18 protein-coding genes are annotated in these 24,978 nt (G+C 73.7%); 6 read left to right on the top strand and 12 right to left on the bottom strand.

Features of this window, described 5'->3' with window-relative positions; genetic code table 11:
- Nucleotides 1-152: 152 nt before the first annotated feature.
- Together purH and purN are read right to left on the bottom strand one after the other, a co-directional pair.
- A complete protein-coding gene (gene purH, locus ACIRB7_RS02025) occupies nt 153-1,718 on the bottom strand; it encodes a bifunctional phosphoribosylaminoimidazolecarboxamide formyltransferase/IMP cyclohydrolase (protein ID WP_403591035.1) in 1,566 nt (521 codons plus the stop codon).
- Nucleotides 1,693-2,322, bottom strand: a complete 630-nt coding sequence (gene purN, locus ACIRB7_RS02030) for a phosphoribosylglycinamide formyltransferase (RefSeq protein ID WP_384408042.1) — start codon at nt 2,320-2,322, stop codon at nt 1,693-1,695. The genes purH and purN overlap by 26 nt, the downstream gene beginning before the upstream one ends.
- Before the next feature lie 331 nt (nt 2,323-2,653).
- Between purN and ACIRB7_RS02035 the strand changes: the two genes are divergently transcribed.
- A complete protein-coding gene (locus ACIRB7_RS02035; protein WP_403591038.1) occupies nt 2,654-3,400 on the top strand; it encodes a hypothetical protein in 747 nt (248 codons plus the stop codon).
- Nucleotides 3,401-3,422: 22 nt separating this feature from the next.
- On the opposite strand, the gene ACIRB7_RS02040 is transcribed toward ACIRB7_RS02035, so the two are convergent.
- The gene (locus ACIRB7_RS02040) at nt 3,423-5,552 is read right to left on the bottom strand and encodes a DUF6350 family protein (protein ID WP_403591041.1); all 2,130 of its coding nucleotides are present in this window, start codon (nt 5,550-5,552) and stop codon (nt 3,423-3,425) included.
- Between the two features lie 119 nt (nt 5,553-5,671).
- Between ACIRB7_RS02040 and ACIRB7_RS02045 the strand changes: the two genes are divergently transcribed.
- Nucleotides 5,672-7,033 (top strand): sigma factor-like helix-turn-helix DNA-binding protein, encoded by a 1,362-nt coding sequence (locus ACIRB7_RS02045; protein WP_403591043.1) that lies wholly within the window; start codon nt 5,672-5,674, stop codon nt 7,031-7,033.
- A gap of 135 nt (nt 7,034-7,168) precedes the next feature.
- Here ACIRB7_RS02045 and sucD read toward each other — a convergent pair whose 3' ends face one another.
- The 6 genes from sucD to ACIRB7_RS02075 all read right to left on the bottom strand — a co-directional run bounded on the left by sucD (nt 7,169) and on the right by ACIRB7_RS02075 (nt 14,896).
- Nucleotides 7,169-8,053, bottom strand: coding sequence for a succinate--CoA ligase subunit alpha (sucD, locus tag ACIRB7_RS02050; protein ID WP_015035673.1), 885 nt, complete (start codon nt 8,051-8,053; stop codon nt 7,169-7,171).
- A gap of 19 nt (nt 8,054-8,072) precedes the next feature.
- Nucleotides 8,073-9,251: an ADP-forming succinate--CoA ligase subunit beta gene (gene sucC, locus ACIRB7_RS02055; protein ID WP_403591045.1), complete on the bottom strand. Its 1,179-nt coding sequence runs from the start codon at nt 9,249-9,251 to the stop codon at nt 8,073-8,075.
- A 470-nt stretch (nt 9,252-9,721) separates the two neighbouring features.
- Nucleotides 9,722-10,909 carry a VWA domain-containing protein gene (locus ACIRB7_RS02060; RefSeq protein WP_403591048.1) on the bottom strand — a complete coding sequence of 396 codons (1,188 nt, stop codon included), beginning with the start codon at nt 10,907-10,909 and terminating at the stop codon, nt 9,722-9,724.
- On the bottom strand, nt 10,906-13,185 hold the full coding sequence (locus tag ACIRB7_RS02065) for a DUF5682 family protein (RefSeq protein WP_403591051.1): 2,280 nt from the start codon (nt 13,183-13,185) through the stop codon (nt 10,906-10,908). The genes ACIRB7_RS02060 and ACIRB7_RS02065 overlap by 4 nt, the downstream gene beginning before the upstream one ends.
- Nucleotides 13,182-14,339 (bottom strand): AAA family ATPase, encoded by a 1,158-nt coding sequence (locus tag ACIRB7_RS02070; protein ID WP_403591054.1) that lies wholly within the window; start codon nt 14,337-14,339, stop codon nt 13,182-13,184. Before ACIRB7_RS02070 ends, ACIRB7_RS02065 begins: the two co-directional genes overlap by 4 nt.
- Before the next feature lie 143 nt (nt 14,340-14,482).
- Nucleotides 14,483-14,896, bottom strand: a complete 414-nt coding sequence (locus tag ACIRB7_RS02075) for a hypothetical protein (protein WP_403591057.1) — start codon at nt 14,894-14,896, stop codon at nt 14,483-14,485.
- Between the two features lie 148 nt (nt 14,897-15,044).
- Between ACIRB7_RS02075 and ACIRB7_RS02080 the strand changes: the two genes are divergently transcribed.
- Both ACIRB7_RS02080 and ACIRB7_RS02085 read left to right on the top strand, forming a co-directional pair.
- Nucleotides 15,045-16,391 carry an SWIM zinc finger family protein gene (locus ACIRB7_RS02080; RefSeq protein ID WP_403591060.1) on the top strand — a complete coding sequence of 449 codons (1,347 nt, stop codon included), beginning with the start codon at nt 15,045-15,047 and terminating at the stop codon, nt 16,389-16,391.
- Between the two features lie 50 nt (nt 16,392-16,441).
- Nucleotides 16,442-18,184, top strand: coding sequence for a DUF5691 domain-containing protein (locus ACIRB7_RS02085; protein WP_403592444.1), 1,743 nt, complete (start codon nt 16,442-16,444; stop codon nt 18,182-18,184).
- 100 nt (nt 18,185-18,284) lie between these two features.
- On the opposite strand, the gene ACIRB7_RS02090 is transcribed toward ACIRB7_RS02085, so the two are convergent.
- On the bottom strand, nt 18,285-18,692 hold the full coding sequence (locus ACIRB7_RS02090; protein ID WP_030549125.1) for a cobalamin B12-binding domain-containing protein: 408 nt from the start codon (nt 18,690-18,692) through the stop codon (nt 18,285-18,287).
- A gap of 302 nt (nt 18,693-18,994) precedes the next feature.
- On the opposite strand from ACIRB7_RS02090, the gene ACIRB7_RS02095 reads away from it, so the two are divergent.
- Together ACIRB7_RS02095 and ACIRB7_RS02100 are read left to right on the top strand one after the other, a co-directional pair.
- Nucleotides 18,995-19,783 (top strand): esterase/lipase family protein, encoded by a 789-nt coding sequence (locus tag ACIRB7_RS02095; protein WP_403591063.1) that lies wholly within the window; start codon nt 18,995-18,997, stop codon nt 19,781-19,783.
- 222 nt (nt 19,784-20,005) lie between these two features.
- A complete protein-coding gene (locus ACIRB7_RS02100) occupies nt 20,006-21,658 on the top strand; it encodes a M23 family metallopeptidase (RefSeq protein WP_403591066.1) in 1,653 nt (550 codons plus the stop codon).
- Nucleotides 21,659-21,742: 84 nt separating this feature from the next.
- Here the strand turns inward: ACIRB7_RS02100 and pcrA are convergent, their stop codons facing one another.
- Both pcrA and ACIRB7_RS02110 read right to left on the bottom strand, forming a co-directional pair.
- Nucleotides 21,743-24,196, bottom strand: coding sequence for a DNA helicase PcrA (pcrA, locus tag ACIRB7_RS02105; RefSeq protein WP_403591069.1), 2,454 nt, complete (start codon nt 24,194-24,196; stop codon nt 21,743-21,745).
- Between the two features lie 122 nt (nt 24,197-24,318).
- Nucleotides 24,319-24,672 carry a hypothetical protein gene (locus tag ACIRB7_RS02110; protein ID WP_403591072.1) on the bottom strand — a complete coding sequence of 118 codons (354 nt, stop codon included), beginning with the start codon at nt 24,670-24,672 and terminating at the stop codon, nt 24,319-24,321.
- Nucleotides 24,673-24,978: the final 306 nt, after the last annotated feature.

Raw genomic sequence — 24,978 nt, forward strand, 5'->3', positions numbered from 1 at the left:
CCCCACCTCCCCCCCAAACAAAAAACACAACAACCACCCCCCCCCCCCCCCCCCCGGGGCCGGGGCCCCCCCCCGGGCCCCCCCCGGGGGGGGGCGGGCCCCCCCCCCCCCCCCCCCCCCGCCCCCCCCCCCCCCCCCCGCTGCCGTACGACTCAGTGGAAGAAGTGGCGCGTGCCCGTGAAGTACATCGTCACGCCGGCCTTCTTCGCGGCCTCGACGACCAGCTCGTCCCGCATCGAGCCGCCGGGCTGCACGACCGCCTTCACGCCGGCCGCGGTGAGGATCTCCAGGCCGTCGGGGAAGGGGAAGAAGGCGTCCGAGGCGGCGTAGGCGCCGGCCGCCCGCTCCTCGCCCGCGCGCTCGACCGCGAGCTTCGCGGAGTCGACGCGGTTGACCTGGCCCATGCCGACGCCGACCGAGGCGCCGTCCTTGGAGAGCAGGATCGCGTTGGACTTGACCGCGCGGCAGGCCTTCCAGGCGAAGGCGAGCTCGGCGAGCTCCTCGGCGGACAGGGCCTCGCCGGTCGCCAGGGTCCAGTTCGCCGGGTCGTCTCCGTCGGCCTGGAGGCGGTCGGTGACCTGGAGCAGCGCGCCGCCGTCGATCGGCTTGACCTCGACCGGGTTGGCCGGGGCGCCCTCGGCGCGGAGCACGCGGATGTTCTTCTTCTTGGCGAGGATCTCGACCGCGCCGTCCTCGTAGCCGGGGGCCACGATGACCTCGGTGAAGATCTCCGCGACCTGCTCGGCCAGCTCGACCGACACGGGGCGGTTGACGGCGATGACGCCGCCGAACGCGGACAGCGGGTCGCAGGCGTGCGCCTTGCGGTGGGCCTCGGCGACGTCGGCGCCGATCGCGATGCCGCACGGGTTGGCGTGCTTGATGATCGCGACGCACGGCTCGGTGTGGTCGTACGCGGCCCGGCGCGCGGCGTCGGTGTCCGTGTAGTTGTTGTACGACATCTCCTTGCCGTGCAGCTGCTCGGCCTCGGCGAGGCCGCCCGTCCCGTCGACGTACAGCGCGGCGCCCTGGTGCGGGTTCTCGCCGTAGCGCAGGACGTTGTTCCGCTCGTACGTGGCGCCCAGGAAGTCGGGGAAGCCCGACTCGTCGGCGGCGGCGTAGTCGGCGGCGAACCAGGAGGCGACGGCCACGTCGTACGCGGCGGTGTGCTGGAAGGCCTCGGCGGCGAGCCGCTTGCGGGCGGTCAGGTCGAAGCCGCCGGTCTTGACGGCGGCGAGCACGTCGGCGTACCGCTCCGGGCTGGTCACGATGGCGACGGACGGGTGGTTCTTGGCCGCGGCGCGGACCATCGACGGGCCGCCGATGTCGATCTGCTCGACGCACTCGTCCGGGGTGGCGCCGGAGGCGACCGTCTCGCGGAACGGGTACAGGTTCACGACGACCAGGTCGAAGGGCTCCACGCCCAGCTCGGCGAGCTGCTCGCGGTGCGACTCCAGGCGCAGGTCGGCGAGGATGCCGGCGTGCACGCGCGGGTGGAGGGTCTTGACGCGGCCGTCCAGGCACTCGGGGAAGCCGGTCAGCTCCTCGACCTTGGTGACCGGCACCCCGGCGGCGGCGATCTTCCCGGCCGTGGAGCCGGTGGATACGAGCTCGACACCGGCCTCGTGCAGACCGCGGGCCAGCTCTTCGAGCCCCGTCTTGTCGTAGACGCTGACCAGCGCGCGGCGGATGGGCTTAACGGTGTCCGTGTTCACCGACATGAACCTTTCGTCCCTCAATGCGGTAGCCGTGCCGGGCGAGACGCCCCACGACGTCGACGAGCAGCGAGCGCTCGACTTCCTTGATGCGCTCGTGCAGAGCGGCTTCATCGTCCGTCTCCCGCACCTCGACCACGCCCTGGGCGATGATCGGGCCGGTGTCGACACCGTCGTCGACGAAGTGGACGGTGCACCCGGTGACCTTCGCGCCGTAGGCGAGGGCGTCACGCACCCCGTGGGCACCGGGAAAACTGGGGAGGAGGGCCGGGTGGGTGTTGACGACCCGGCCGCCGAAGCGGGCGAGGAACTCCTTGCCGACGATCTTCATGAAGCCGGCCGAGACGACGAGATCCGGCTCGTACGCGGCGGTGGCCTCGGCGAGCGCCCGGTCCCACTCCCCGCGGGTGGCGTGGTCCTTGACCCGGCAGACGAAGGTGGGCAGCCCGGCGCGCTCGGCGCGCTCAAGACCGGCGATGCCGTCGCGGTCGGCGCCGACGGCGACGATCTCGGCGCCGTAGCCCTCGGGGTCCGCGGCGATGCCGTCGAGGAGGGCCTGCAGATTGGTACCGGAACCGGAGACCAGGACGACGAGGCGGGCGGCAGCCACTGGGTCACTCTTTCCGTGGTGTTTGTACGGTCGTACGAACGAATCGTGCCGCTCGATACGGGGAACCCTACGAATGGCTCGACCGTCAGCAACGATACCGGCACACCGGGCGGCCCCCACGGGACGGGGGCGGAGCAGGGCGGTAGCGTCAGGGTCCGACGCCGGACGCGCGCGCGGCCGGCACCGGTCGGAGACCCGGACGGCGTAACGGACAGCAGCGCGCGGCAGCACCCAGCAGCACGAGCAGCAGCACCAGTAGCAGCAGACGAGACAGCAGCGGAGACCACGGGTGCGGCCGTGGTCACGACGACAGAGGGAAGACGTTCAGCAGATGCCGGAACGCCAGTCCACGGACGACAACAACCCGTTCGCACCGCCGCCCGAGGGCCGGCCGGATCAGCCGTGGCAGCCGCGGCGACCGGAGGGTTCGGACGACGAAGCGTCCGGGGCCCCGGGCTCGCCCGGGCCGTCCGACGGCCGCTGGAGCCCCCGCCAGCCGGGCCGCTCCGACGACGGCTTCGGCCGCGGGCCCGAGCGCCAGGGAGGCGGCCGCGGCGACGGGCCCGAGGGCGGCCCAGGGCAGGGCGGGCCTGGCCCGAGTGGCGGCCAGGGTCCCCGCTGGGACCCGAAGGACCCGGCGCAGCGGCGTGCGCGGTACGCGATCCTCGCGGGCATGTGGGCCTTCTTCTTCGCCATCTTCGAGATCCCGGAACTGGCGCTGCTCCTCGGCGCCCTGGGTCTCTACTGGGCGATCAGCTCGCTGCGGACCAAGCCGAAGCCGACGACGGACCTGTCGCCGACATCACAGCCGGCGCCCGCGCCGGCGTCTCAGCCCTCGGGACGACCGTCGGGGCAGGGCGCCACGGCGGCCCCGCTCCGCTCGATGCGCACGGCCGCGATCAGTGGCCTGGTCGCGGCGAGCGTGGCCCTGATGATCGTCGCGGTCGGCTTCACCATGCAGCTCGTCTACAGCGACTTCTACGAGTGCCGCGACGACGCCCTCACCCACGCGGGCGAACTGGCCTGCAACGACCTCCTCCCGAAGCCGCTCCGCGCGGGCTTCGGGGTCCGGGAGTAGAGCGGGGCCCCCGGGGCGGGCTTCAGGGCCTGTCCGGGGGCGGGGTCGATTCCCAGGCCGCCGGGAGGTAGTCGTACGGCTCGAAGGCCGAGTCGCCGTACGGGTCGTCGTCGAGCCCCAGGTGGGAGGCGGACCGGGCGGCGGGGGTGGCACCTGGCCGCGCAGGGCCGGGCCGCTCCCCTTCGAAGAGTGACTCGTCGGGGGTTGACGGGGGTACGGGACCGGGGGCGGACCCCGGTACGGGGGCCGCCCCGGAGCCGGAGGCGAGCCGGACGGCGCGGCCGAGGCCGAGGGCGCGCGCGAGGCGGGCGATGGGCCCGGGGGCGGGGGCGGGGGCGACACCGGAGTCGGGGCTGGGGCCGGAGCTTGGGCCGAGGCCGTAGCCCGGGCCGAGGCCCACACCCGAGCCCAGGCCGAGGCCTGAACTCAGGCCGGGGCCGGGGCCGGGGGTCGAGCTGAGGCCGGTGCCTGCGCCCAGACCGGGACCGAGGCCGGAGCCCGGGGCCTGGCCGATGCCTGCGCCCAGGCCGGGCCCGAGGCCGGAGGCCGGAGCCTGGCCGATGCCAGCGCCCAAGCCGGAGCCTGAGTCCAGGCCGGGCCCGAGGCCGGAGGCCGGAGCCTGGCCGATGCCAGCGCCCAAGCCGGAGCCTGAGTCCAGGCCGGCGCCGGAGCCGGGGGTCGGGCCGATGCCTGAGCCCAGGCCGGAGCCGGAGCCGGGGGCCGGGCCGATGCCTGAGCCCAGGCCGGAGCCGGAGCCGGGGGCCGGGCCGATGCCTGAGCCCAGGCCGGCGCCGGAGCCGGGGGTCGGGCCGATGCCTGAGCCCAGGCCCGGGACGACGCCGGACGTCGGCCCGTTCGCGCGCGAGGCCGGGGCCGTCGTCCCTGCCGCGCGCGCCACACCCGCCGTACCCGCTCCCACGCCGGCCGAGCGCGGAGGCGCCTGCGTCGGCAGGGGCTTCGGGCGGAGGGATCGGCGGCGCCAGGCCCGTACTCCCAAGGCCACCGGCGCCCCCAGGCACGCACCCCACAGGACCGTCGCCGCGCCCGTCTGCCACCACACCGGGCCGAACGCGGAGAGCCGGCCGGTGCCGAGAGGCCCGCCCGTCGCCGCCGTGAGCACGGCGACCGCCGTCCCTGACCCCCAGGCCGCGCCGAGGGCCGTGAGCGCGGTGTCCCGGGCCGCCCAGTTCCGCGCCGAGCGGCCCACCAGGTGGCCCTGCACCACGGCGGCGGCCAACGGAGCCGCCGCGGCCGCCCAGTGGACCCAGGTCCCGCGCCCCTCCGCGGGCAGCGCCGCCAGGAGCGGGAAAGGCGGCACGGCCGGATCCCCGGCGAGGCCCAGCGGGGTCGCGAGCGCGCCCGTACCGAGGGTGAAGCCGGGCCCGAGGCCGTACGCCGCCCCCCACACCGCCATGTTCGGCAGCAGCGCGAGGACCAGCAGCAGCACCGCCACCCGTCCGGACCACTCCCCCGCGAGAACCGTGTACGCGGCCTGCGCCTCGCTCGCGTGCCAGGCCAGCGACACCGCCGCGGCCACCGCGCCGCCGCCGAGCAGCGTCACCAGCCCGAGCCCCGCCGCGCGCAGGGCGGCGGCCGCCTGGCGCTGCCCGGGCAACGGGCGGCCCAGCGCCGTCCAGACCCCGGCGCCCGCCGCGCCCGCGGCGACGGCGGGCAGCCAGAACCCGGCGGTGATCAGGTCGGCGGGCAGCGGGCCGCTCACGCTGTAGACGACGACCGCGGCCGCGACCAGCAGATATCCCCCGGCCACTGCGGCGACGGTGCCGCTCGCGGAGGGGCGCGGACGGTCGTCCTCGTCGCCCGCGTCCAGGGTGTCGCGGGCTGCCCGGTGCAGGAGCCAGACGGGAAGGGCCGTCAGGAGCAGCGGGACGACGCCGAGGGGCGCGGGCAGGCCGGACAGGGTGTCCGTACGGACCAGGTCCACGCCGTGGGCGAGCAACCAGAGGCCCGCGGCCAGATGGAGGGCGCCGCCGGGGCCGCTGTCGGGGTGCGGGGAGCTGATCCAGGCCGCGACCACCAGGACCGCGAGGGCGCCGAGGCCGAGTCCGGCGGCGACCGCGCCCCGGACACAGGCGGCGGCGAGCGCGGCGGAACGGCCGCCCCGGACCAGGGGGTACTCGGTCACATGGGTCACGGGGTCATGCTGCCAACGACACGCGCTTTTGCCGCGTAACAGGCAAACCTCCGTTGTGTCGCTCAATATACGTTTATGTACTTTTCCGCCCAGAGCAGCTCTGCGGGAGGTCGACACCGATGAGCCGGAGCACCGCGCATTCCGCACCCTCCGTCACCCTGCCGACCCCGAAGGAGCGGCGCAGGTTGCGTGAGGCCCTCGCCCTGAGCGAGGAGCAGGTCGCCGAGGCCATGGGCGTCACGAAGGCCACGGTCAAGTCGTGGGAGACCGGACGCTCGTCGCCACGGGGCCGCAAACGCGAGGCGTACGCGAAGCTGCTCGGCTCGTCCGAGCCGGCCGGAAGCTCCGGCGAACCTTCGCTGGAGCCCCCCGCCGGGCGGGAAGAGGCACAGGCGCAGGCACAGCCACCGGGGCCGGCACAGGAACCAGCACCGGAGCCGGCGCCGGATCGGGGCCGGACGTCCACGGCGACGCCCGCTCGACCGCAGGCGCCGACGCCCGGGGCCACTCCCGCGCCCGCCCCCTCCGTCGCCGTCAACGTGCGGCCCAAGGCCGCCGCCAAGCGGGCCGCCAAGCCGCCGAACGCCCCGCGCAAGGGCACCGCGAAGCCGCAGGGGCGCCTGAAACCCGTGGTGGCGGAGGCACCGGCCCCCGAGCCGGCGGCGCCGCCCGCCGTACCGGGCCTCACCCCGGAGCAGGCCTTCGACGAGCTCTACGCGCACGCCGCACCCGGGCTCGTCCACCAGACGTACCTGCTGACCGGCCGTCGTCGGCTCTCCCGCGAGGCCGTCGAGTACGCCTTCCACCGCGCCTGGCAGCAATGGCCCGAGGTCGCCGTCGACGCGGACCCGGTGGGATGGGTGCGGGCGACGGCGTACGAGTACGCCCTCTCCCCCTGGCACCGGCTGCGCCGCGCGCACAGGCACCCGGACGCCCCGCCGACCGAGGCGAACCGCAAGGAGCTGCTCACCGCGCTCCTCGAACTGCCGCCGCCCTACCGCCGTACCGTCCTGCTCTACGACGGGCTCGGCCTCGACCTGCCGGAGACGGCGGCCGAGACCGAGGCGAGCACCCCCGCCGCCGCCAACCGGCTGCTGCACGCCCGCACGGTCATCGGGCGGCGGATCCCCGAGCTCGCCGAGCCGGAGACCCTGCACCGGCGGCTCGGCGCGCTGGTCACGGAGGCGCCGACGGCGACCCTCCCGGCGGCCCGCACGGTCCGGACGGGCAGCGAACGCCGGACCCGCACCTGGACCCGCGCGGTGCTCGGCGTGACCGCGGTCCTCATCGGCGTCACCGGCTTCACGGCGGTCACGGCGCCGACCCACTACATCCCCGTGAACGTCCCCGGCGAGACCGTCAACGGCGTCCCCGTGCGCGGCGGCCCGCAGAAGCTCAGCCCGGAAGACCTGGAGCTCCGCGACCAGCTGCGCGCCGAACCGAACCCGGGGCCCGAGCGTCTGGTCCCGTCGACCGAGTAGCCGCGCCGCCGTACGCGGCCGTACGCACGACGGCGTACGCGGGTCGCCGTACGCCGTCGTACGCGAGAGGGCCCCGCCCCCGCCCGGTCACCCGGACGGAGGGCGGGGCCCTCTCGCGTAAAGCTACCGCTGGAGTCAGCCCGCCAGGATGGCGCGCGCCAGCTTGGCCGTCTCGGTCGGCGTCTTGCCGACCTTGACGCCCGCGGCCTCAAGGGCCTCCTTCTTCGCCTGGGCGGTGCCGGAGGAGCCGGAGACGATGGCGCCGGCGTGGCCCATGGTCTTGCCCTCGGGCGCGGTGAAGCCCGCGACGTAGCCGACGACCGGCTTGGTGACGTTGGCCTTGATGAAGTCGGCCGCACGCTCCTCGGCGTCGCCGCCGATCTCACCGATCATCACGATCAGGTCGGTGTCGGGGTCCGCCTCGAACGCCGCGAGGGCGTCGATGTGCGTGGTGCCGATGACCGGGTCGCCACCGATGCCGACGGCGGACGAGAAGCCGATGTCGCGGAGCTCGTACATCATCTGGTAGGTCAGCGTGCCCGACTTCGAGACCAGGCCGATGCGGCCCGGCTTCGTGATGTCGCCCGGGATGATGCCGGCGTTGGACTGGCCCGGGGTGATGAGACCGGGGCAGTTCGGGCCGATGATCCGGGTCTTGTTGCCCTTCGCCTGCGCGTACGCCCAGAAGGCGGCGGAGTCGTGGACGGCGATGCCCTCGGTGATGACGACGGCCAGCGGGATCTCGGCGTCGATCGCCTCGACCACGGCGGCCTTCGCGAACGCCGGCGGGACGAAGAGGACCGAGACGTTGGCGCCGGTCTCCTTCATCGCCTCGGCGACGGAGCCGAAGACCGGGACCTCGGTGCCGTCGAAGTCGACGGTCGTGCCGGCCTTGCGCGGGTTCACGCCACCGACGATGTTGGTGCCGTCACCCAGCATGAGCTTGGTGTGCTTCATGCCCGTGGCACCGGTCATGCCCTGGACGATGACCTTGCTGTCCTTGGTCAGGAAGATAGCCATGGTGTTCTGACCTCGTCCCTTACTTCGCAGCCGCGAGCTCGGCGGCCTTGTCGGCCGCGCCGTCCATGGTGTCCACACGCTGCACGAGCGGGTGGTTCGCGTCCGACAGGATCTTGCGACCCAGCTCCGCGTTGTTGCCGTCGAGGCGCACGACCAGCGGCTTGGTGACCTCTTCGCCCTTGGAGGCGAGGAGCTCCAGGGCCTGGACGATGCCGTTGGCGACCTCGTCACAGGCGGTGATGCCACCGAAGACGTTGACGAACACGGACTTGACGTCCGGGTCGCCCAGGATGATCTCCAGGCCGTTCGCCATGACCTCGGCGGAGGCGCCGCCGCCGATGTCGAGGAAGTTGGCCGGCTTCACGCCGCCGTGGTTCTCACCGGCGTACGCGACGACGTCCAGGGTCGACATGACCAGACCGGCACCGTTACCGATGATGCCGACCTCGCCCTCGAGCTTGACGTAGTTGAGGTTCTTGGCCTTGGCGGCAGCCTCGAGCGGGTTGGCTGCGGCCTTGTCCTCGAGCGCCTCGTGGTCGGGCTGACGGAAGTCGGCGTTCTCGTCGAGAGACACCTTGCCGTCCAGCGCCAGGATGCGGCCGTCCTTGGTCTTCACCAGCGGGTTGACCTCGACGAGGAGCGCGTCCTCGGCGACGAAGGTGTCCCACAGGGTCACCATCGCCTCGGCGACGCCCTCGGCCACCTCGGCCGGGAACTTCGCCAGGGCCACGATCTCGCGGGCCTTCTCGATGTTCACGCCTTCGACGGCGTTGACCGGGACCTTCGCGAGGGCCTCGGGGGTCTTCTCCGCGACCTCCTCGATGTCCATGCCGCCCTGCACCGACGCCATGGCGAGGAAGGTGCGGTTGGTGCGGTCGAGGAGGTACGAGACGTAGTACTCCGCCTCGATCTCCGGGGACAGCTCGGCGATCATCACCTTGTGGACCGTGTGGCCCTTGATGTCCATGCCGAGGATGTCGGTCGCGCGAGCGACCGCCTCGTCGGGGTCGCCCGCCAGCTTGACGCCGCCGGCCTTGCCGCGGCCGCCGACCTTCACCTGCGCCTTGACGACCGACTTGCCGCCAAGACGCTCGGTGGCCTCGCGCGCCGCCTCAGGCGTGTCGATGACTTCACCGGCCAGCACCGGTACACCGTGCTTGGCGAAGAGGTCCCTCGCCTGATACTCGAACAGGTCCACGCGCGTCCGTCCCTTTTCTGATGATCGCGGTTCGTTGTCTGCGTGGGCGTGCCGCGAAGGGCAGCGTGACTGCTCGGTCTCTGTCACAAGGGAGGCGTACACGGTGTCCGTGGACGCGGCATGTCCGTCTCGCAGGTTATCGCCGTGGGCCGTAGGTCCCTAAATCGGAGGTCACTACGGAGCGGTGATACGGGTCACAGATCGCAGGTGCCCGGGGGTCGTGCGGAGGGGTCGAGGGGTGGGGGCCTGCGGTGTTCGCAGCAGGCGGCGCTTGACCTCCGGTCGCCTCACGACGCGCCGGGAGTACGGGTGAGGGGCGTTCTGGCGGCGGTGTGATATGGACCTCAATCGGCTCACGGACACCCGTGCGGGTGGTCCCACGACGACGAATTCCGCACCGCCGGGACACGCCGACGCCGGTCGGGGGTGGTCGGGCCGGTCGACGCCGGGCGGGGCCGCTCGGGGAAGCGTCAGTCGGCGGGTATCGGCAGGGGGCGCTTCTCCAGGGCCGCCGCCATGACCTCGGGGAAGAGGTCGGGGGTGCAGGCGAAGGCCGGGACGCCGAGCGCGGCGAGCGCCGCCGCGTGGTCGCGGTCGTAGGCCGGGGCGCCCTCGTCTGAGAGGGCGAGCAGCGCGACGAACTGGACGCCGGAGGCCTTCATCGCCGCGACCCGCTTCAGCATCTCGTCGCGGATGCCTCCCTCGTACAGGTCACTGATGAGGACGACGACCGTGTCGGCGGGACGGGTGATCTTCGACTGGCAGTGGGCGAGGGCGCGGTTGATGTCGGTGCCGCCGCCGAGCTGGGTGCCGAAGAGGACGTTGACGGGGTCGTCGAGCCGGTCGGTCAGGTCCACGACGACGGTGTCGAAGACGACGAGCCGGGTGGCGATCGACCGCATGGAGGCCAGCACCGCGCCGAAGACGGAGGCGTGGACGACGGAGGCGGCCATGGAGCCGGACTGGTCGACACAGAGCACGACCTCCTTCCGTATCCCCTGGGAGGCGCGCCCGTGGCCGATCAGCCGCTCGGGGACGACCGTGCCGTGCTCGGGCAGGTAGTGCTTGAGGTTGGCGCGGATCGTGCGGTCCCAGTCGATGTCCCGGTGACGGGGCCTGCTGATCCTGGCGGAGCGGTCGAGGGCGCCGGTGAGGGCCGCGCGGGTGCGGGTGGCGAGGCGCTTCTCCAGGTCGTCGACGACCTTGCGCACGACGGCCCGCGCGGTCTCCCTGGTCGTCTCGGGCATGGCCTTGTGGAGGGAGAGCAGGGTGCCCACCAGGTGCACGTCCGCCTCGACGGCGTCCAGCATCTCCGGCTCCAGGAGCAGGGTCGCCAGGCCGAGACGGTCGATCGCGTCGCGCTGCATGACCTGGACGACGGAGCTGGGGAAGTACGTCCGGATGTCGCCGAGCCAGCGGACGACGGAGGGCGCCGAGGCGCCGAGTCCGGCCGAGCGGTCCCGTCCGGCGCGATCACGTCCGGCGCCCGCCCCCTGGCTCGTACGTCCGTAGAGCGCGGTGAGGGCTCCGTCCATGGCGGCGTCGGTGCCGGTGAGCGCCCGGCCGGTGCCGTCGGCTTCCCCGCCGCCCAGGACGAGCCGCCAGCGGCGCAGCCGCTCGTCGTCCGTCGGGGCCGCCGGGTTCATCGGGGTGCTCATGCCGGGACCTCCGTGCCGAGGACGAGGTGGAGGAGGGGGAGGACGGCGTCCGCCCGGTCCTGGTCGGGTGTGGGGGCGAAGCCGGGGACGCCGGGTGCGGTGTGCCCGGCGCTGCCGGTCCCGGGGCCGCGGGCGACCAGTTCGCCGAGGGTGCGGCGCACTCCCGGTTCGTACGCGGAGAAGGTGCGGCGCAGCAGCGGCAGGACGTCGGTGAACGCCTCGGCCGGTACGCCGGTGAGCCAGGTGTCGACCAGGCCGAGGAGCCGCTCGTCGTGGACGAGGAGCAGTCCGCCGCCGGAGGCCCCGCCGACGAAGCCGTCGATCCAGGCGGCGGCGTCGGGCGGCGGGGTGCCGGGTGAGAGGGCGCGGCTCATGAGCAGGGCGGCCTCGGCGTCGGGGATCCGGCTCTCGTCCAGGAGGAGCCGGGCGGCTCGGCCCCTGAGGATGCCCGGGGTCCGGTCGCGGTCGGCGAGCCGGCGCAGGACGCCCGCCCAGCGGTCGGCCGTCCCTGCCGCTCCCGGCAGCAGGCCGATGGCGTGGTGGACCTCGTCGATCCGCTCGCGCATGGCGGTGGCCGCGTCGGTGTCGAGTCCGGCGCAGGCGGGCGGCAGGCCGACGCAGATCCGTTCCGCGAGGCCGGCGGCGACCTCCGCGAGGGCCGCCGTGTCGGTGCCCCGGACGTCGCCGTAGCGCAGTGAGCGGGCGAGGGCCGGGAGGGCCTGGGCGAGGTGGGTGACGTCGGTGTCGAGCGCGGCCCGGTCGGAGAGCGCCCGCATCACGACGGGGAGCGCTTCGGTGAGCCCGGCGAGGAGGCACTGCTCGGCGAGGGCGGTGATGTCGGGGAGGGCGGTCGCCGCCAGGGCCCGGGAGCGGGCCCTGGCGGTGGCGGCGGCCTCGACGGTGGTGCCCCAGACGCCGGCCTCCGCGATCCGGACGTGCAGCTCGGGCTCCCAGCGCAGCCGCCAGGTCTCCCGGAAGGTGCCGGTGCCGGCGCGTCCGGCGGCCGGTTCGCCCCAGTGGACGCCGAGGAGTCGCAGCCGGTGCAGGAGCCGGCTGCGCTCGCCGTCCGTCTCCTTGCGGAGGTCGAGTTCGAGTGCGCGCTCCGTGGCCTCGGGCTTGAGGCGCAAGGTGCGCTGGCGGCGGGTCAGGTCGCGTTGCAGGGGGACGGCGGGGGCGCCGGCCGGTACCTCGCCGAGGACGTCGCCGACGACGAGTCGGTCCCTGACCAGGGCGAGCGGCACGTCGGAGCCCTCGCAGAGGACGGCGCGCACGGCGTCGGTGGTCTCTTCGAGGCCGGGGTGCGGCCGGCCGCGCAGGGCGGCGAGGGTGTCGGCGAGCCGGACGGCCTCGATGACATGGGCGGTGGAGACGAGGTGGTCCTCCGCCCTGAGGAGCCCGGCGACCTTGGTCATCCAGCGCTCGACGGGCCGGTCGGGGGCGGCGAAGAGGTGCCCGTACCAGCCGGGTGAGTCGATCCCGGCGCCGTATCCCGAGCGGCGGGCGAGCCTGCGGTGGGTCCAGGGGACCCAGGTCATCTCGGTCTTCACCTTGGGCAGGCCCTTGAGGAGGGCCCGGTCGGCGGCGACGGTCGTCTTCCGTGTGAGGGCGGGGACGTGCCAGGCGCCGCAGACGACGGCGACGGCGTCGCCGAACTCCTTGCGGGCGGCGCGGAGCTGGATCCGCATGTACGCCTCGCGGACGAGGTCGCGGGGGTGCCCGCCGTGCCCGTACGCCTCGCGGAGGGCGCCCATGGCCTCGGCGAGGGCCTCGAAGGGGGCGGTGGGGTCGCCGTCGCCGCGCAGTTCGACGGCGTCCTCCCACCAATGCTCGGCGTCCTCGTACCCGGCGGCCCCCGCCAGTTCGGCGACGGGGTCGATCCGCCGGCCGCTCCCGGAGACCTCGTCCTCGCTGTCGTCCCAGGTGGGGTCGGAGGCGGCGAGGGTGTGGGCGGCGGGCAGGTCGACGAACCGGACGGCGGCGCCCCGGTCGAGGGCCCAGCGGATCGCGACCCACTCGGGCGAGAACTCGGCCAGCGGCCAGAACGCGGCCCGCCCGGGGTCGTCCACGGCGTGGGCGAGCAGTGCGACCGGCGGCCGCATGTCGGGGTCCCCGGCGAGCGCCACGAGGGCGTCGGCCTCGGCGGGGCCCTCGACGAGGACCACGGCCGGCTGCTCGGCCTCCAGGGCGGCCCGCACGCCGCGCGCCGACCCGGGCCCGTGGTGCCGCACCCCGAGCAGGAGCGGTCCGCCGCCTCGGGCCGTGGCGGGCGTCGTCATACGCTCACCTCGCGGCAGGCGCGGTAGAAGTCCTTCCAGCCGTCTCTCTCCCTGACCACCGTCTCCAGGTACTCCTGCCAGACGACCCGGTCGGCCGCCGGGTCACGGACGACCGCGCCGAGGATGCCCGCCGCGATGTCCGAGGGGCGCAGGACGCCGTCGCCGAAGTGGGCGGCGAGGGCGAGGCCGCCCGTGACGACGGAGATGGCCTCGGCGGTGGAGAGCGTCCCCGAGGGGGACTTGACCCTGGTCCGTCCGTCGGTGGTGACCCCGTCGCGCAGTTCGCGGAAGACGGTGACGACCCGGCGGATCTCGTCGACGCCGTCGGGGGCGGCCGGCAGTTCCAGGGAGCGCCCGAGCTGCTCGACGCGGCGGGCGACGATGTCGACCTCCGCCTCGGGGGTCGCGGGCAGCGGCAGGACCACCGTGTTGAAGCGGCGGCGGAGGGCGCTGGACAGTTCGTTGACGCCGCGGTCACGGTCGTTGGCCGTGGCGATCAGGTTGAAGCCGGGGACGGCCTGCACCTCCTGGCCCAGCTCGGGCACGGGCAGGGTCTTCTCGGACAGGATCGTGATCAGCGTGTCCTGGACGTCGGCGGGGATGCGGGTGAGCTCTTCGACCCGGGCGGTCATGCCCTGCGACATCGCCCGCATCACGGGGCTCGGCACGAGGGCGTCCCGGCTGGGGCCGTGGGCGAGGAGGCGGGCGTAGTTCCAGCCGTAGCGGACGGCTTCCTCGGGGGTGCCGGCGGTGCCCTGGACGAGGAGGGTGGAGTCGCCGCTGACGGCGGCGGCGAGGTGCTCGGAGACCCAGGTCTTGGCGGTGCCGGGCACGCCGAGGAGGAGCAGCGCCCGGTCGGTGGCGAGGGTGGTGACGGCGACTTCCACGATGCGGCGCGGTCCCACGTACTTGGGCGTGATCACCGTCCCGTCGGGGAGGGTGCCGCCGAGGAGGTAGGTGGCGACGGCCCACGGCGAGAGGAGCCAGCGGGCGGGGCGGGGCCGGTCGTCGGCCGCGCGGAGCGCGGCGAGTTCGTCGGCGAAGGCGTGCTCCGCGTGCGGCCGCAGGACCTCGGTCACGGCCTGCGGCTGCCCCGGTCCGGTGTCCGTCTCGACACCGGAACCGGGCTGCGCGATGGTTTCGGGCACGGGCATGGATCCCCCTCCAGATCGTTCGACCTGCTGTGTGATCCACCGTGCACCATGCCACTGACAATCGGATGTCCGCGCTGGTCAGAGGCGCTTGGAGGGGAGAGGGAAAGTCAGTCCGCCCCAGGCCGGGCGGGGGTGACGGAGGGTCAGCCGACGGCCGGGGAGACGGCGACGCAGCCGCCCGCCATCGCCTGCTCGGCCTTGGCCTCCTTGATGACCTTGCCCTGGTAGATGACCTTGCAGGTGAGGTCGGCGGGGGTGAGGGAGACCGGCATGACGGCCGGCGGCATGATGCCCCTCAGCTTCACCGTCTTCTTCCACGGCGTGGCCGGCTTCTTCTCCGACTGGACCTTCGGCTCCATCGCCGTGCCGTCACCGGCGTGGTAGTCGATGGACTCGATTCCCTTGCCCGTGACCTCGTACGTGACCTCGTAGGACTCGTTGACGGACTTGTCGACCTGGTCGGCGGCCTTCTCTGCGGCCTCCGTGCAGGCGCCGAGGCCGAGTGCGAGGCCGGCGACGGCGAGGGCCGAGACGGCGGTGCGGGCAATGCGCTTCATGGGGTTCCCCTGGACGCGTGATGCGGATCGATTGGCCCGGGCAGGCAACCGTAAAGGAAGAGTAAAGTCAAATTGCCCCCGGTCACCCCGCGCGCCCCAACTCCCCAGGCCAGCGGCGTTGTCAGTGGCGGCCTCTACCGTCGGAGACATGAATGCCATGGGGGTGCACATGACGGCCGAGCAGGTGCTGGCACTGGCTCCTGACGACGCCTCGCGCAGGGCGGGAAGCAGGCTCGGCACGGCCGGGCCGTGGTCCGGCACGGGCTGCGACGGCGGCGCGGTGTGGGGTGTGTGCAAGGGCAGCGGCAGCTCGCCGTACCGGACGGTGGTCGACACCACGGGCCCCGCGTACACCTGCAGTTGCCCCAGCCGGAAGTTCCCCTGCAAGCACGCGCTCGGTCTGCTGCTGCTCCAGGCGGCGGACGGGGCGGCGTTCGAGGATGCCACCGTGCCCGACTGGGCCGGGCCATGGCTCACCGCCCGGCGCGGCCGCGCCCAGGGCCAGGCCCGGCGGACCGGGGGCGCCGCCCCCGAAGGCCCGGCCGACCCCGAGGCGGCGCGCCGCAGAGCCGAGCGGAGGGCCTCGCGGATCACCTCGGGCGCACAGGAGTTGGAGCAGCGGCTCGCCGACCTGCTGCGCGGCGGCCTGGCCGCGGCCGAGCAGTCCGGTTACGGGCTGTGGGAGGAGACCGCGGCCCGCATGGTCGACGCCCAGGCTCCGGGACTCGCGGGCCGCGTCAGGGAGCTGGGCTCGATACCGGGCTCGGGGCCCGGCTGGCCGGTGCGACTCCTGGAGGAGTGCGCGCTGACCCACCTCCTCGACCGTGCCTGGCTGACCGCCGACCGGCTGCCCGCCCCCTTCGCGACGACCGTACGGACCCGGGTCGGCCTCACCGCCCCGGCCGGCGGCACCCCGGTGCGCGACCACTGGCTCGTCCTCGCGCAGTACGACGCGGCCGACGCCCGGCTGACCACCCGGCGCATCTGGCTGCACGGCACGTCGAGCGGACGCACGGCGCTGCTGCTCTCCTTCGGCCCGGCCGGCCGGCCTCCGCGGCTCGCGCTGCCGGTCGGCTCGGTGCTCGACGGGGAGGTGACCCCGCACGCGGGCTCCGGTCAGCTGCGGGCGGAGCCGGGCGAGGAGTTCGTCCCTGTCGCCCGCCCCGCGTCCCCGCCGCCGGGCGGGCCGGTGGGCGAGGCCCTCGACGCGTACGGCCGCGCGCTGACCGAGGACCCCTGGCTGGACTCCTGGCCCGTGACGCTGAGCGGGGTCGTTCCCGCGCGCGCGGAGTACGGCTGGCAGCTCGCCGACGCGGACGGCCGCGAGGCCCTGCCGCTGACGCCCACCGCCCAGTCCCGGCCCGGACTCTGGCGCCTCGTCGCCCTGTCGGGCGGCGCCCCGGTCACCGTCTTCGGGGAGTGTGGGCACCGGGGCTTCACCCCGCTCGCCGCCTGGTCCCCGGAGGCCCCGGGAGAGACGGTCCCGCTCATATGACCCTCCGTACGACCCAGCCCACGGCCCACGACCTGCCGCCCGGAGGACCGATGGAGAAGGCCACGACGCCCGCCGACGGCACCGTTACCGAGGCCACTGTGCTCACCGCCGCCGTTCCCGAGGCAACCGTTCCCGCCGCCGGCGGCAGCCCCGGTGCGGACGGCGTCTGGGAGGAGCTCGTCACCGCGGCACTGCTCGGTACGGACCGGAGAGCGCCCGCCTCGCTCTCCGGGGTGGCGGGCGCGGACCTCCCGGGCGCCCTGCTCGACGCCGCCGCGCTGCACACCGTACGACGCAGGGCAGGGCTGCGGCCCGGGCCCGCCGCGGCACCGCCGGAGCCCGCGCCCGACGACCCGCGCGGACCGCTGCCCGAGGCGGCCGGGCGGCGGCTCGACCAGCTGCTCGCCGGCCGGACCGCGCCCTCGCCCGCCGGGCGGCGCGGGGCCGCTCCCGACCTCGCCGAACTGCTCCCGCAGTGGCTGGCCCTCGCCAACGAGCGGGGGTACAGGGCCCCCGCCGCCACCCTGCCCGCCCTCCTCGACGCGGCCAGGGCCCGCACCGACCTGCGGCCCCAGGCCCTTCGCCTCGCCGGGCCCCGCGGCCTGTGGCTCGCCCGGCTCAACCCCGAGTGGAGGTTCGCCCTCCGGGGTGCGGGCGCGGGCGGCTCCCTCCCGGCCCCCGACGACCCGGAGGGCGTGCGGGCCCTGTGGGACGAGGGCCTGTTCGCCGAGCGGGTCGCCCTGCTCGTCGCCGTACGGACGCACGACCCGGCGGCCGGACTCGCCCTCCTCGCGTCCACGTGGTCAGCCGAGCGGGCGGAGGACCGGCTGATGTTCCTGGACTCGTTGCGCACCGCGCTCTCCGGGGCGGACGAGCCGTTCCTGGAGGCGGCCCTCGGTGACCGCAGCCGTAACGTCCGCGCCACCGCCGCCGAGCTGCTCTCCGCCCTGCCGGCCTCGGCCCTCGCGGCCCGGATGGCGGGCCGGGCCGTCTCCTGCGTCGGCCTCGACCGGACGGCCCCGTCGCCGACGATCACCGTGGAGGCCCCGCACGAGTGCGACACGGCCATGCAGCGGGACGGTCTCACGGCGACGCCTCCGGCGGGGCGGGGCGAGCGGTCCTGGTGGCTGGGCCAGCTCGTCGAGGCCGCTCCGCTGTCCTGCTGGCCGCCCAGGTTCGGGGGGCGCGGTCCCGCGGAGATCGTGGCGCTGCCGGTCGCCGACGACTGGCAGGGCGAGCTGCACGCGGCCTGGTGCCGGGCGGCCGTACGGCAGCGGGACGCGGCCTGGTCGCGCGCGCTGCTCGGCTCCCCCGCGACACCCCCCGCGACGGGCCCCGGGACCTCCTCGCTGGCCGAGCGGGCCCAGCTCCTGTCGACGCTGTCACCGGCCGAGCGGGCACTCTGGGTCGCCTCGTTCATCGCGGCCCACGGCCTGTCGGAGGCGTTCCAGCTGCTCGGCGTCTGCGAGGTGCCGTGGGCGGAGCCGCTCGGGGGTGCGGTGATCGACGCCCTCGACATCGCGCGGGACGCGGGCAGTTACCCCTGGAGCTTCAGCGGGGTGATGGGCCTCGCGGAGCGCTGCCTCGCCCCGGAGGCCGCGCGGCAGCTGGAAGCCCTGACGGCCCGGCCGGACGAGGCGGAGGACACCTCGCCGGGCGCGGGCGGCTACTGGTCCGAGGCCTTCCAGCGCCTGGTCTCCACGCTCCGCCTGCGCGCGGCGATGAGAGCAGAACTCACGGAACCGCCGACACCCCCGCAACCGCGAGCGCCGTCCGTACCGACGGCCCCCTGACACGGCGAAGGGCCCTCCCCGGTCGGGGGGAGGGCCCTGAAGGCGGAACGGCATGCCGTACGAACCGCACCCGGCGGCTCCGTACCACCCGCGTCGCGCGCTACGCGGCCACGCGGACGTTCGCGTTCACCCAGTCGACGATGGACGTCGTCGTCGCGCCCGGCGTGAAGATCTCGGCCACGCCCTTCTCCTTCAGCGGCGCGATGTCCGCGTCCGGGATGATGCCGCCGCCGAAGACCTTGATGTCCTCCGCGTCGCGGTCCTTGAGGAGCTCCAGGACCTTCACGAAGAGCGTGTTGTGCGCACCGGAGAGGATCGAGAGGCCGATCGCGTCGGCGTCCTCCTGGATCGCGGTGTCGACGATCTGCTCCGGCGTCTGGTGGAGCCCGGTGTAGATGACCTCCATGCCGGCGTCGCGGAGTGCTCGCGCGATCACCTTGGCCCCGCGATCGTGACCGTCGAGACCCGGCTTGGCGACCACCACGCGGATCGGACCGCTCACACCCATCACTGCCTCCACATGCGACCCCCGCGCCTGATTGCCGGGGAGGTGAACGAACGTTATCTCCAGCATCCCGCACCCGGCCGTTTCGCGGAGGCGAGCGAGGGGGAAATCACACGTGGGACATGTTCGCTCTGCGTCGGTCCCCGCTTTCGGGCCCTACTCCTGGGCCCACCAGCCGCAAGCGGGGCCCGTCGCACAGGAGCCGCGACGAGGTCCGCCGTGCCTCCGTGCCGCCGTCCGTGCGGCGCGGAGGCACGGCGCACCGGGGAACCGTTCGGCCCCGCGCACCGTTCGGGAGGCCGGCCATGGAGCTCACCAAGGTCACCGCCCTGATGAGGGCCACCGCTCTGGAGCTCGCGATCCTCACCGGACACCTCGTCCTGTACCCGTCCGGGATCGTGGCCGAGCGCCTCGCGCCCACCGGCCCCCCGGCCGCGATCACCTCTGGCCGGCGCCCGGTCGTGCTCCTGCACGGGCTCGTGGACAACCGTTCGGTCTTCGTCCTGCTGCGCCGCTCACTCACCCGGCATGGTCACTGCGTCGAGTCGCTCAACTACTCTCCGCTCACCTGCGACCTGCGGGCCGCCGCCGAGGAGCTCGGTCGCCGCGTGGACGAGATCCGCGCCCGTACGGGCCACGCCGAGGTCGACATCGTCGGACACAGCCTGGGCGGACTCATCGCCCGCTATTACGTACAGCGTCTCGGCGGTGACAGCCGGGTGCGCACCCTGGTCATGCTCGGCACCCCGCACGCGGGCACCACCGTGGCCCCGCTCGCCGACGCGCACCCGCTGGTCCGGCAGATGCGCCCCGGTTCGGAGGTGCTGCGGGAGCTCGCCGGGCCCTCGCCCGGCTGCCGGACCCGGTTCGTCAGCTTCTGGAGCGACCTCGACCGGGTGATGGTGCCGGTGGAGACGGCCCGTCTCGACCACCCCGACCTCCTCGTGCACAACGTCCGCGTCAGCGGTATCGGCCATCTCGCGCTGCCCGTGCACCCGACGGTGGCCGTCGGGGTGCGAGAGGCTCTCGACGCGGGTGGACCCGAGGCACGGGCGGCCGGCGCGGAGGAGCCCGGCGCGAGCTCCGTCGCCTGACACTCCGACGCCGTTCTTCGAACGTTTCTCGAACACAAGGCCAAAGCTCTGCCCGTGAGCTGGCGAAACACGGCCGATTGCCCGTTTCCTGCGGCCGCAAACCCTTCCGAAGATTGTCGGCTGCGCATACCGCCGGGTACAGTCGCGCCACTGCTTACCCCCGGGACACCCCTCGTCGGGTCGCCCCGGACTGGTCCTGCTGCCGAGGCGAGAGAGACGTTGGTGAACGACCAGCACCCCCACGCCGGGTACGTCGGAGACGGCGCCCACTCCACCGGCAGTTTCGCCATCGACCCCCTGTTCGGCGCGTACGCCGACAACTCGGCCGACCACAGCGGCCAGTGGGATCTCGGCGGGTACGACGCCTCCGGCGCGCACGGGACGACGGGCCAGTACGACACCTCGCAGTACGGCACGACGGGCCAGTACGGGACCACCGCGCAGTACGAGACCACCGCGCCGCAGTACGACACGACCGGGCCGTACGACACGACCGGCCAGTGGAACACCGCCGGCCAGTCGGACACCACCGGGTCCTGGGACATCACCGGCGCCCACGCGGCCACCGGCACGTACGCCACGACGACCGGGACCTACGACGCCGGCCACGTCGCCCCCTCGTACGACACGACCGGCCAGTGGGACGCCTCCGCCTGGACCGAGGCCCAGCACACCGCCCCGTACGAGACCGTCCACTCCGGCGCCTACGCCGCCCAGGGCACGTACGGCTACGAGGCCTACGATGCCACCGGCCAGTGGGCGGCCCCCGCCTTCGCGACCGACACCGGCGCCTTCGACGCGACCGCCTGGAACCAGACGGCCCCGGAGGCCGAGCCGGTCGTCCCCCACCAGTACGTGCCGCGGGCCGAGCACACTGCCGAGTTCGCGTTCGAGTACGTCGCCGAGACCGGGACGGACGCCGCCGACGCCCTCGCGGACGACGACGGCACCGAGGCCTCGTACGACCCCGCCGCCCCGGCCGCCGACGACCGCCACGACGAACTCGACCACCGTGACCACCTCGACGGCCTCGACGGCCTCGACGACGAGCCCGCCGTCGAGGTCCGTACGGACTCCCCCGCCGCCGGGCGCCCCGTGCGCCGCTCCTCGGGCGGCGGCCGCGGCCGCCGCCGTACCCCCGCCAAGCGGTCCGCGCTGCTGACCGTCGCCGTGCCCTCCGCCTGCGTCATGGGAGTGGCCGGCATCGCCGCCGCCTCCGTCGGCGGACTGGCCGGAACCGGCACCGACGGCGGGCAGAAGGACGACACGACCTCGCTCGCCGCCGCCGACCCGGCCTCCGTGAAGCAGGTCGCCGCGAACAGCGCGCTCGACACCCAGCTCGCCGCGCTCAGCGCCGACGCCCGTGACTTCGGCGAACGCGCCAGCCGCACCCAGGAGCGCATCGACCTCAAGGCCCGCCAGGCGGCCGAGAAGAAGAAGCGCGAGGAGGAAGCGGCCCGCAAGGAGGCGATGCGCCCCAAGTTCAGCCTGCCGGTGGAGCTCCACCGGCTCAGCGCGCGCTTCGGGCAGTCGGGCGTCAACTGGATGTCCGTGCACACCGGCATCGACTTCCCCGTGCAGACCGGTACGCCCGTGCGGGCGGCGACGGACGGCACCGTCCGCACCCAGATCAACAGCGCCTACGGCAACATGGTGATCGTGACCGCCCCGGACGGCACCGAGACCTGGTACTGCCACCTCAGCAGCGCCAAGTACCGCTCCGGCACCGTCAAGGCCGGCGACGTCATCGCGTACTCCGGCGACTCCGGCAACTCCACCGGCCCGCACCTCCACTTCGAGGTCCGGCCGGGCGGCGGTTACGCCATCGACCCGCTGGACTGGCTGCGCAGCCACGGCCTCGACCCGACCAACTGACCCGCGCGTAGACGCAGTACGCAGGAGAGAGGGCCCCGGCTTTTCGGCCGGGGCCCTCTCTCGTACGTACGACAGCTTCTCGCGCTACAGCTTCTCGACCGGCGCGTACCGCAGCAGCAGCCGCTTCGGCTTCTCGTCGCCGAAGTCGATCGTCGCCTGGGCGTCGGCGCCCACGCCCGTCACCGTCATGACCGTGCCGAGGCCGAACTGGTCGTGCGTGACCCGGTCGCCGACGTGCAGGGAGATCACCGGCTTCTCCCCGGCGCGCCGGGTGGCGAAGCCCGAGGGGCCGGAGCGCGAGCGGGCGGAGGAGAGCGAGGAGGTGATCCCCGAGGTCGGCCCGGCGGGCTTCGCCATCGGACCGGTCCGCTTCCACTCCAGATACGTGGTCGGGATCTCCTCCAGGAAACGCGAGGCCGGGTTGTACGAGGGCTGCCCCCAGGCGCTGCGCATCGACGAGCGCGTCAGGTAGAGCCGCTCACGGGCGCGCGTGATGCCGACGTACGCCAGGCGCCGCTCCTCCTCCAGCTCCTTCGCCTGTCCGAGGGCGCGCATGTGCGGGAAGACGCCGTCCTCCATGCCCGTGAGGAACACCACCGGGAACTCGAGGCCCTTGGCGGTGTGCAGCGTCATCAGGGTGATGACGCCCCTGCCCTCCTCGTCCTCGTCCGGGATCTGGTCGGAGTCGGCGACGAGCGCGACCTTCTCCAGGAACTCCGCCAGGGTCGCGGGCTCCTCGCCGCGCTCCTGCTCGAACTCGAGGGCGACGGCAGCGAGTTCCTGGAGGTTCTCGATCCGGGTCTCGTCCTGCGGGTCGGTCGAGGCCTGGAGCTCGGCCAGGTAGCCCGTGCGCTCCAGGACCGTCTCCAGGACGACGGCGGGTCCCGCGCCGGACTCGACGACGGTCCGCAGCTCGTCCATGAGGGCGTTGAAACGCTTGACGGCGTTCGCCGAGCGGGCGGCCATGCCGTACGCCTCGTCGACCCGCTTGAGGGCCTGCGGGAAGGTGATCTTCTCGCGGAGCGAGAGGGCGTCGATCATCGCCTCGGCGCGGTCGCCGATGCCCCGCTTGGGCACGTTGAGGATGCGGCGCAGCGGGACGTTGTCCTCGGGGTTGGCGAGGACACGCAGGTAGGCGAGGACGTCGCGGACCTCCTTGCGCTCGTAGAAGCGCACTCCGCCGACGACCTTGTAGGGCAGTCCGACGCGGATGAAGATCTCCTCGAAGACACGGGACTGGGCGTTGGTCCGGTAGAAGACGGCGACGTCCCCGGCCTTGGCCTCGCCCGCGTCCGTCAGCCGGTCGATCTCGTCGGCGACGAACTGGGCCTCGTCGTGCTCGGTGTCGGCGACGTAGCCGGTGATCTGCGCGCCCGCGCCCGCGTTCGTCCACAGGTTCTTGGGGCGGCGGGACTCGTTGCGCTCGATGACGGCGTTGGCCGCGGAGAGGATGGTCTGCGTGGAGCGGTAGTTCTGCTCCAGGAGGATCGTGGTCGCGTCCGGGTAGTCCTCCTCGAACTGGAGGATGTTGCGGATGGTCGCGCCGCGGAAGGCGTAGATCGACTGGTCGGCGTCACCGACGACGCACAGCTCGGCCGGGCCGAGGTCCTCGTAGCCGGTGCCGACGAGCTCCCGCACGAGGGTGTACTGGGCGTGGTTGGTGTCCTGGTACTCGTCGACGAGGACGTGACGGAAGCGGCGGCGGTAGTGCTCGGCGACGTCGGGGAACGCCTGGAGCAGGTGGACCGTCGTCATGATGATGTCGTCGAAGTCCAGGGCGTTGGCCTCGCGCAGCCGTGCCTGGTACATCCGGTACGCCTCGGCGAGCGTCTTCTCGAAGCCGTCGACGGCCTGGTCGGCGAAGGTCTCCTCGTCGATCAGCTCGTTCTTGAGGTTCGAGATCTTGGCGCTGAACGACTTCGGCGGGAACTTCTTCGGGTCGAGGTCCAGGTCGCGGCAGACCAGGGACATCAGCCGCTTGGAGTCGGCGGCGTCGTAGATCGAGAAGGACGAGGTGAAGCCGAGCCTCTTCGACTCGCGGCGCAGGATGCGGACGCAGGCGCTGTGGAAGGTCATGACCCACATCGCGTTCGCCCGCGGTCCGACGAGCTGCTCGACGCGCTCCTTCATCTCGCCGGCGGCCTTGTTCGTGAAGGTGATCGCCAGTATCTGGCCGGGGTGCACATGCCGTGTGCCCAGGAGGTGGGCGATGCGGTGGGTGAGCACCCGGGTCTTGCCGGAGCCGGCGCCCGCGACGATGAGCAGCGGGGTGTCGGTGTGGACGACGGCGGCGCGCTGCTGCTCGTTCAGCCCCTCCAGGAGTGCGGCGGCGTCCACGACGGGGCGGGGGGCGCCGTCCCGGTAGTACGCGTCCCGGGCGGGCGGGGGCACGTCGAAGTGCTCCCCGAAGAGGTCGTGCGGGACCTCCTCCGCGGCCGGGGAGCCGTGGTGGTCGTCCTCGGGGTGGGGCGGGGGCTCCTCCGAGGAGTGGTTCATCTGGAGACCGGCCAGGAAGCTGTCGTCAAAGAGGCTGCTCATCGCCTCACGAGTCTAGGACGCCCCACCGACATCCGGGCCCGCCTTCGGGTCCTGCCTTCCTCCGGGGCCTGCGGAACCGGTCACACCCGAGGGGGCGACGGCCGCTCCGGGGGTGCCGCTCGTCACGTCCAGAGGGTCGCGATGAAGATGTTCGCCGTGGTCAGGCCGCCGACGGCGGCGAAGAGGCCCTTGTCGACCTTCTCCTCGTCCCGCTTGACGTAGACGAGACCGAGGATGACGACGAGCACCGCCAGCTTGACGCCGATCTTGACGTTGTTCACGGTCTGGTCGTCCGCCTGGTTCAGGCCGACGAGCGCGACGCCCGTGATCAGCATGACCAGCGCGCCGTGCAGCATCGCGGGGCTGAAGCGGGCCGTACCGGCTCCCATCGCCTTCATCTGGGTGAGGAACCCGCCGAGGAGGGAGGCGATACCGATGATGTGCAGGGCGACGAAGACATTGATGAGTACGTCCATGAGGCGGAGCCTAACCGGGGCCTTAGCACCGCTGTCGGGCCGGGTCCAGCCGCTCCGGCGCTTCGGTCGGTCCACTGCCGAAATGTCTCCCGGTCCGTCTTCCCGGACGACCAGGACCGGTCCTGGTCCGTCAACTCCCGCCAATAGCGGTCAACTCACCATCCGGGCGTGACCCCAGGTTTAGCGTCCTTCACCAGGTGGCCGGCTCCCCACCACCGTCGGCGCTCCGGCGGTTGTCGGTCACCCCCGCCGAGAAAACCCGGCGGCGGTCCGTCCCCCTGTGCGGCCCGCCGTCGGCCCGGTGGG

Source organism: Streptomyces sp. NPDC093795, assembly GCF_044764665.1.
GTDB lineage: Bacteria > Actinomycetota > Actinomycetes > Streptomycetales > Streptomycetaceae > Streptomyces.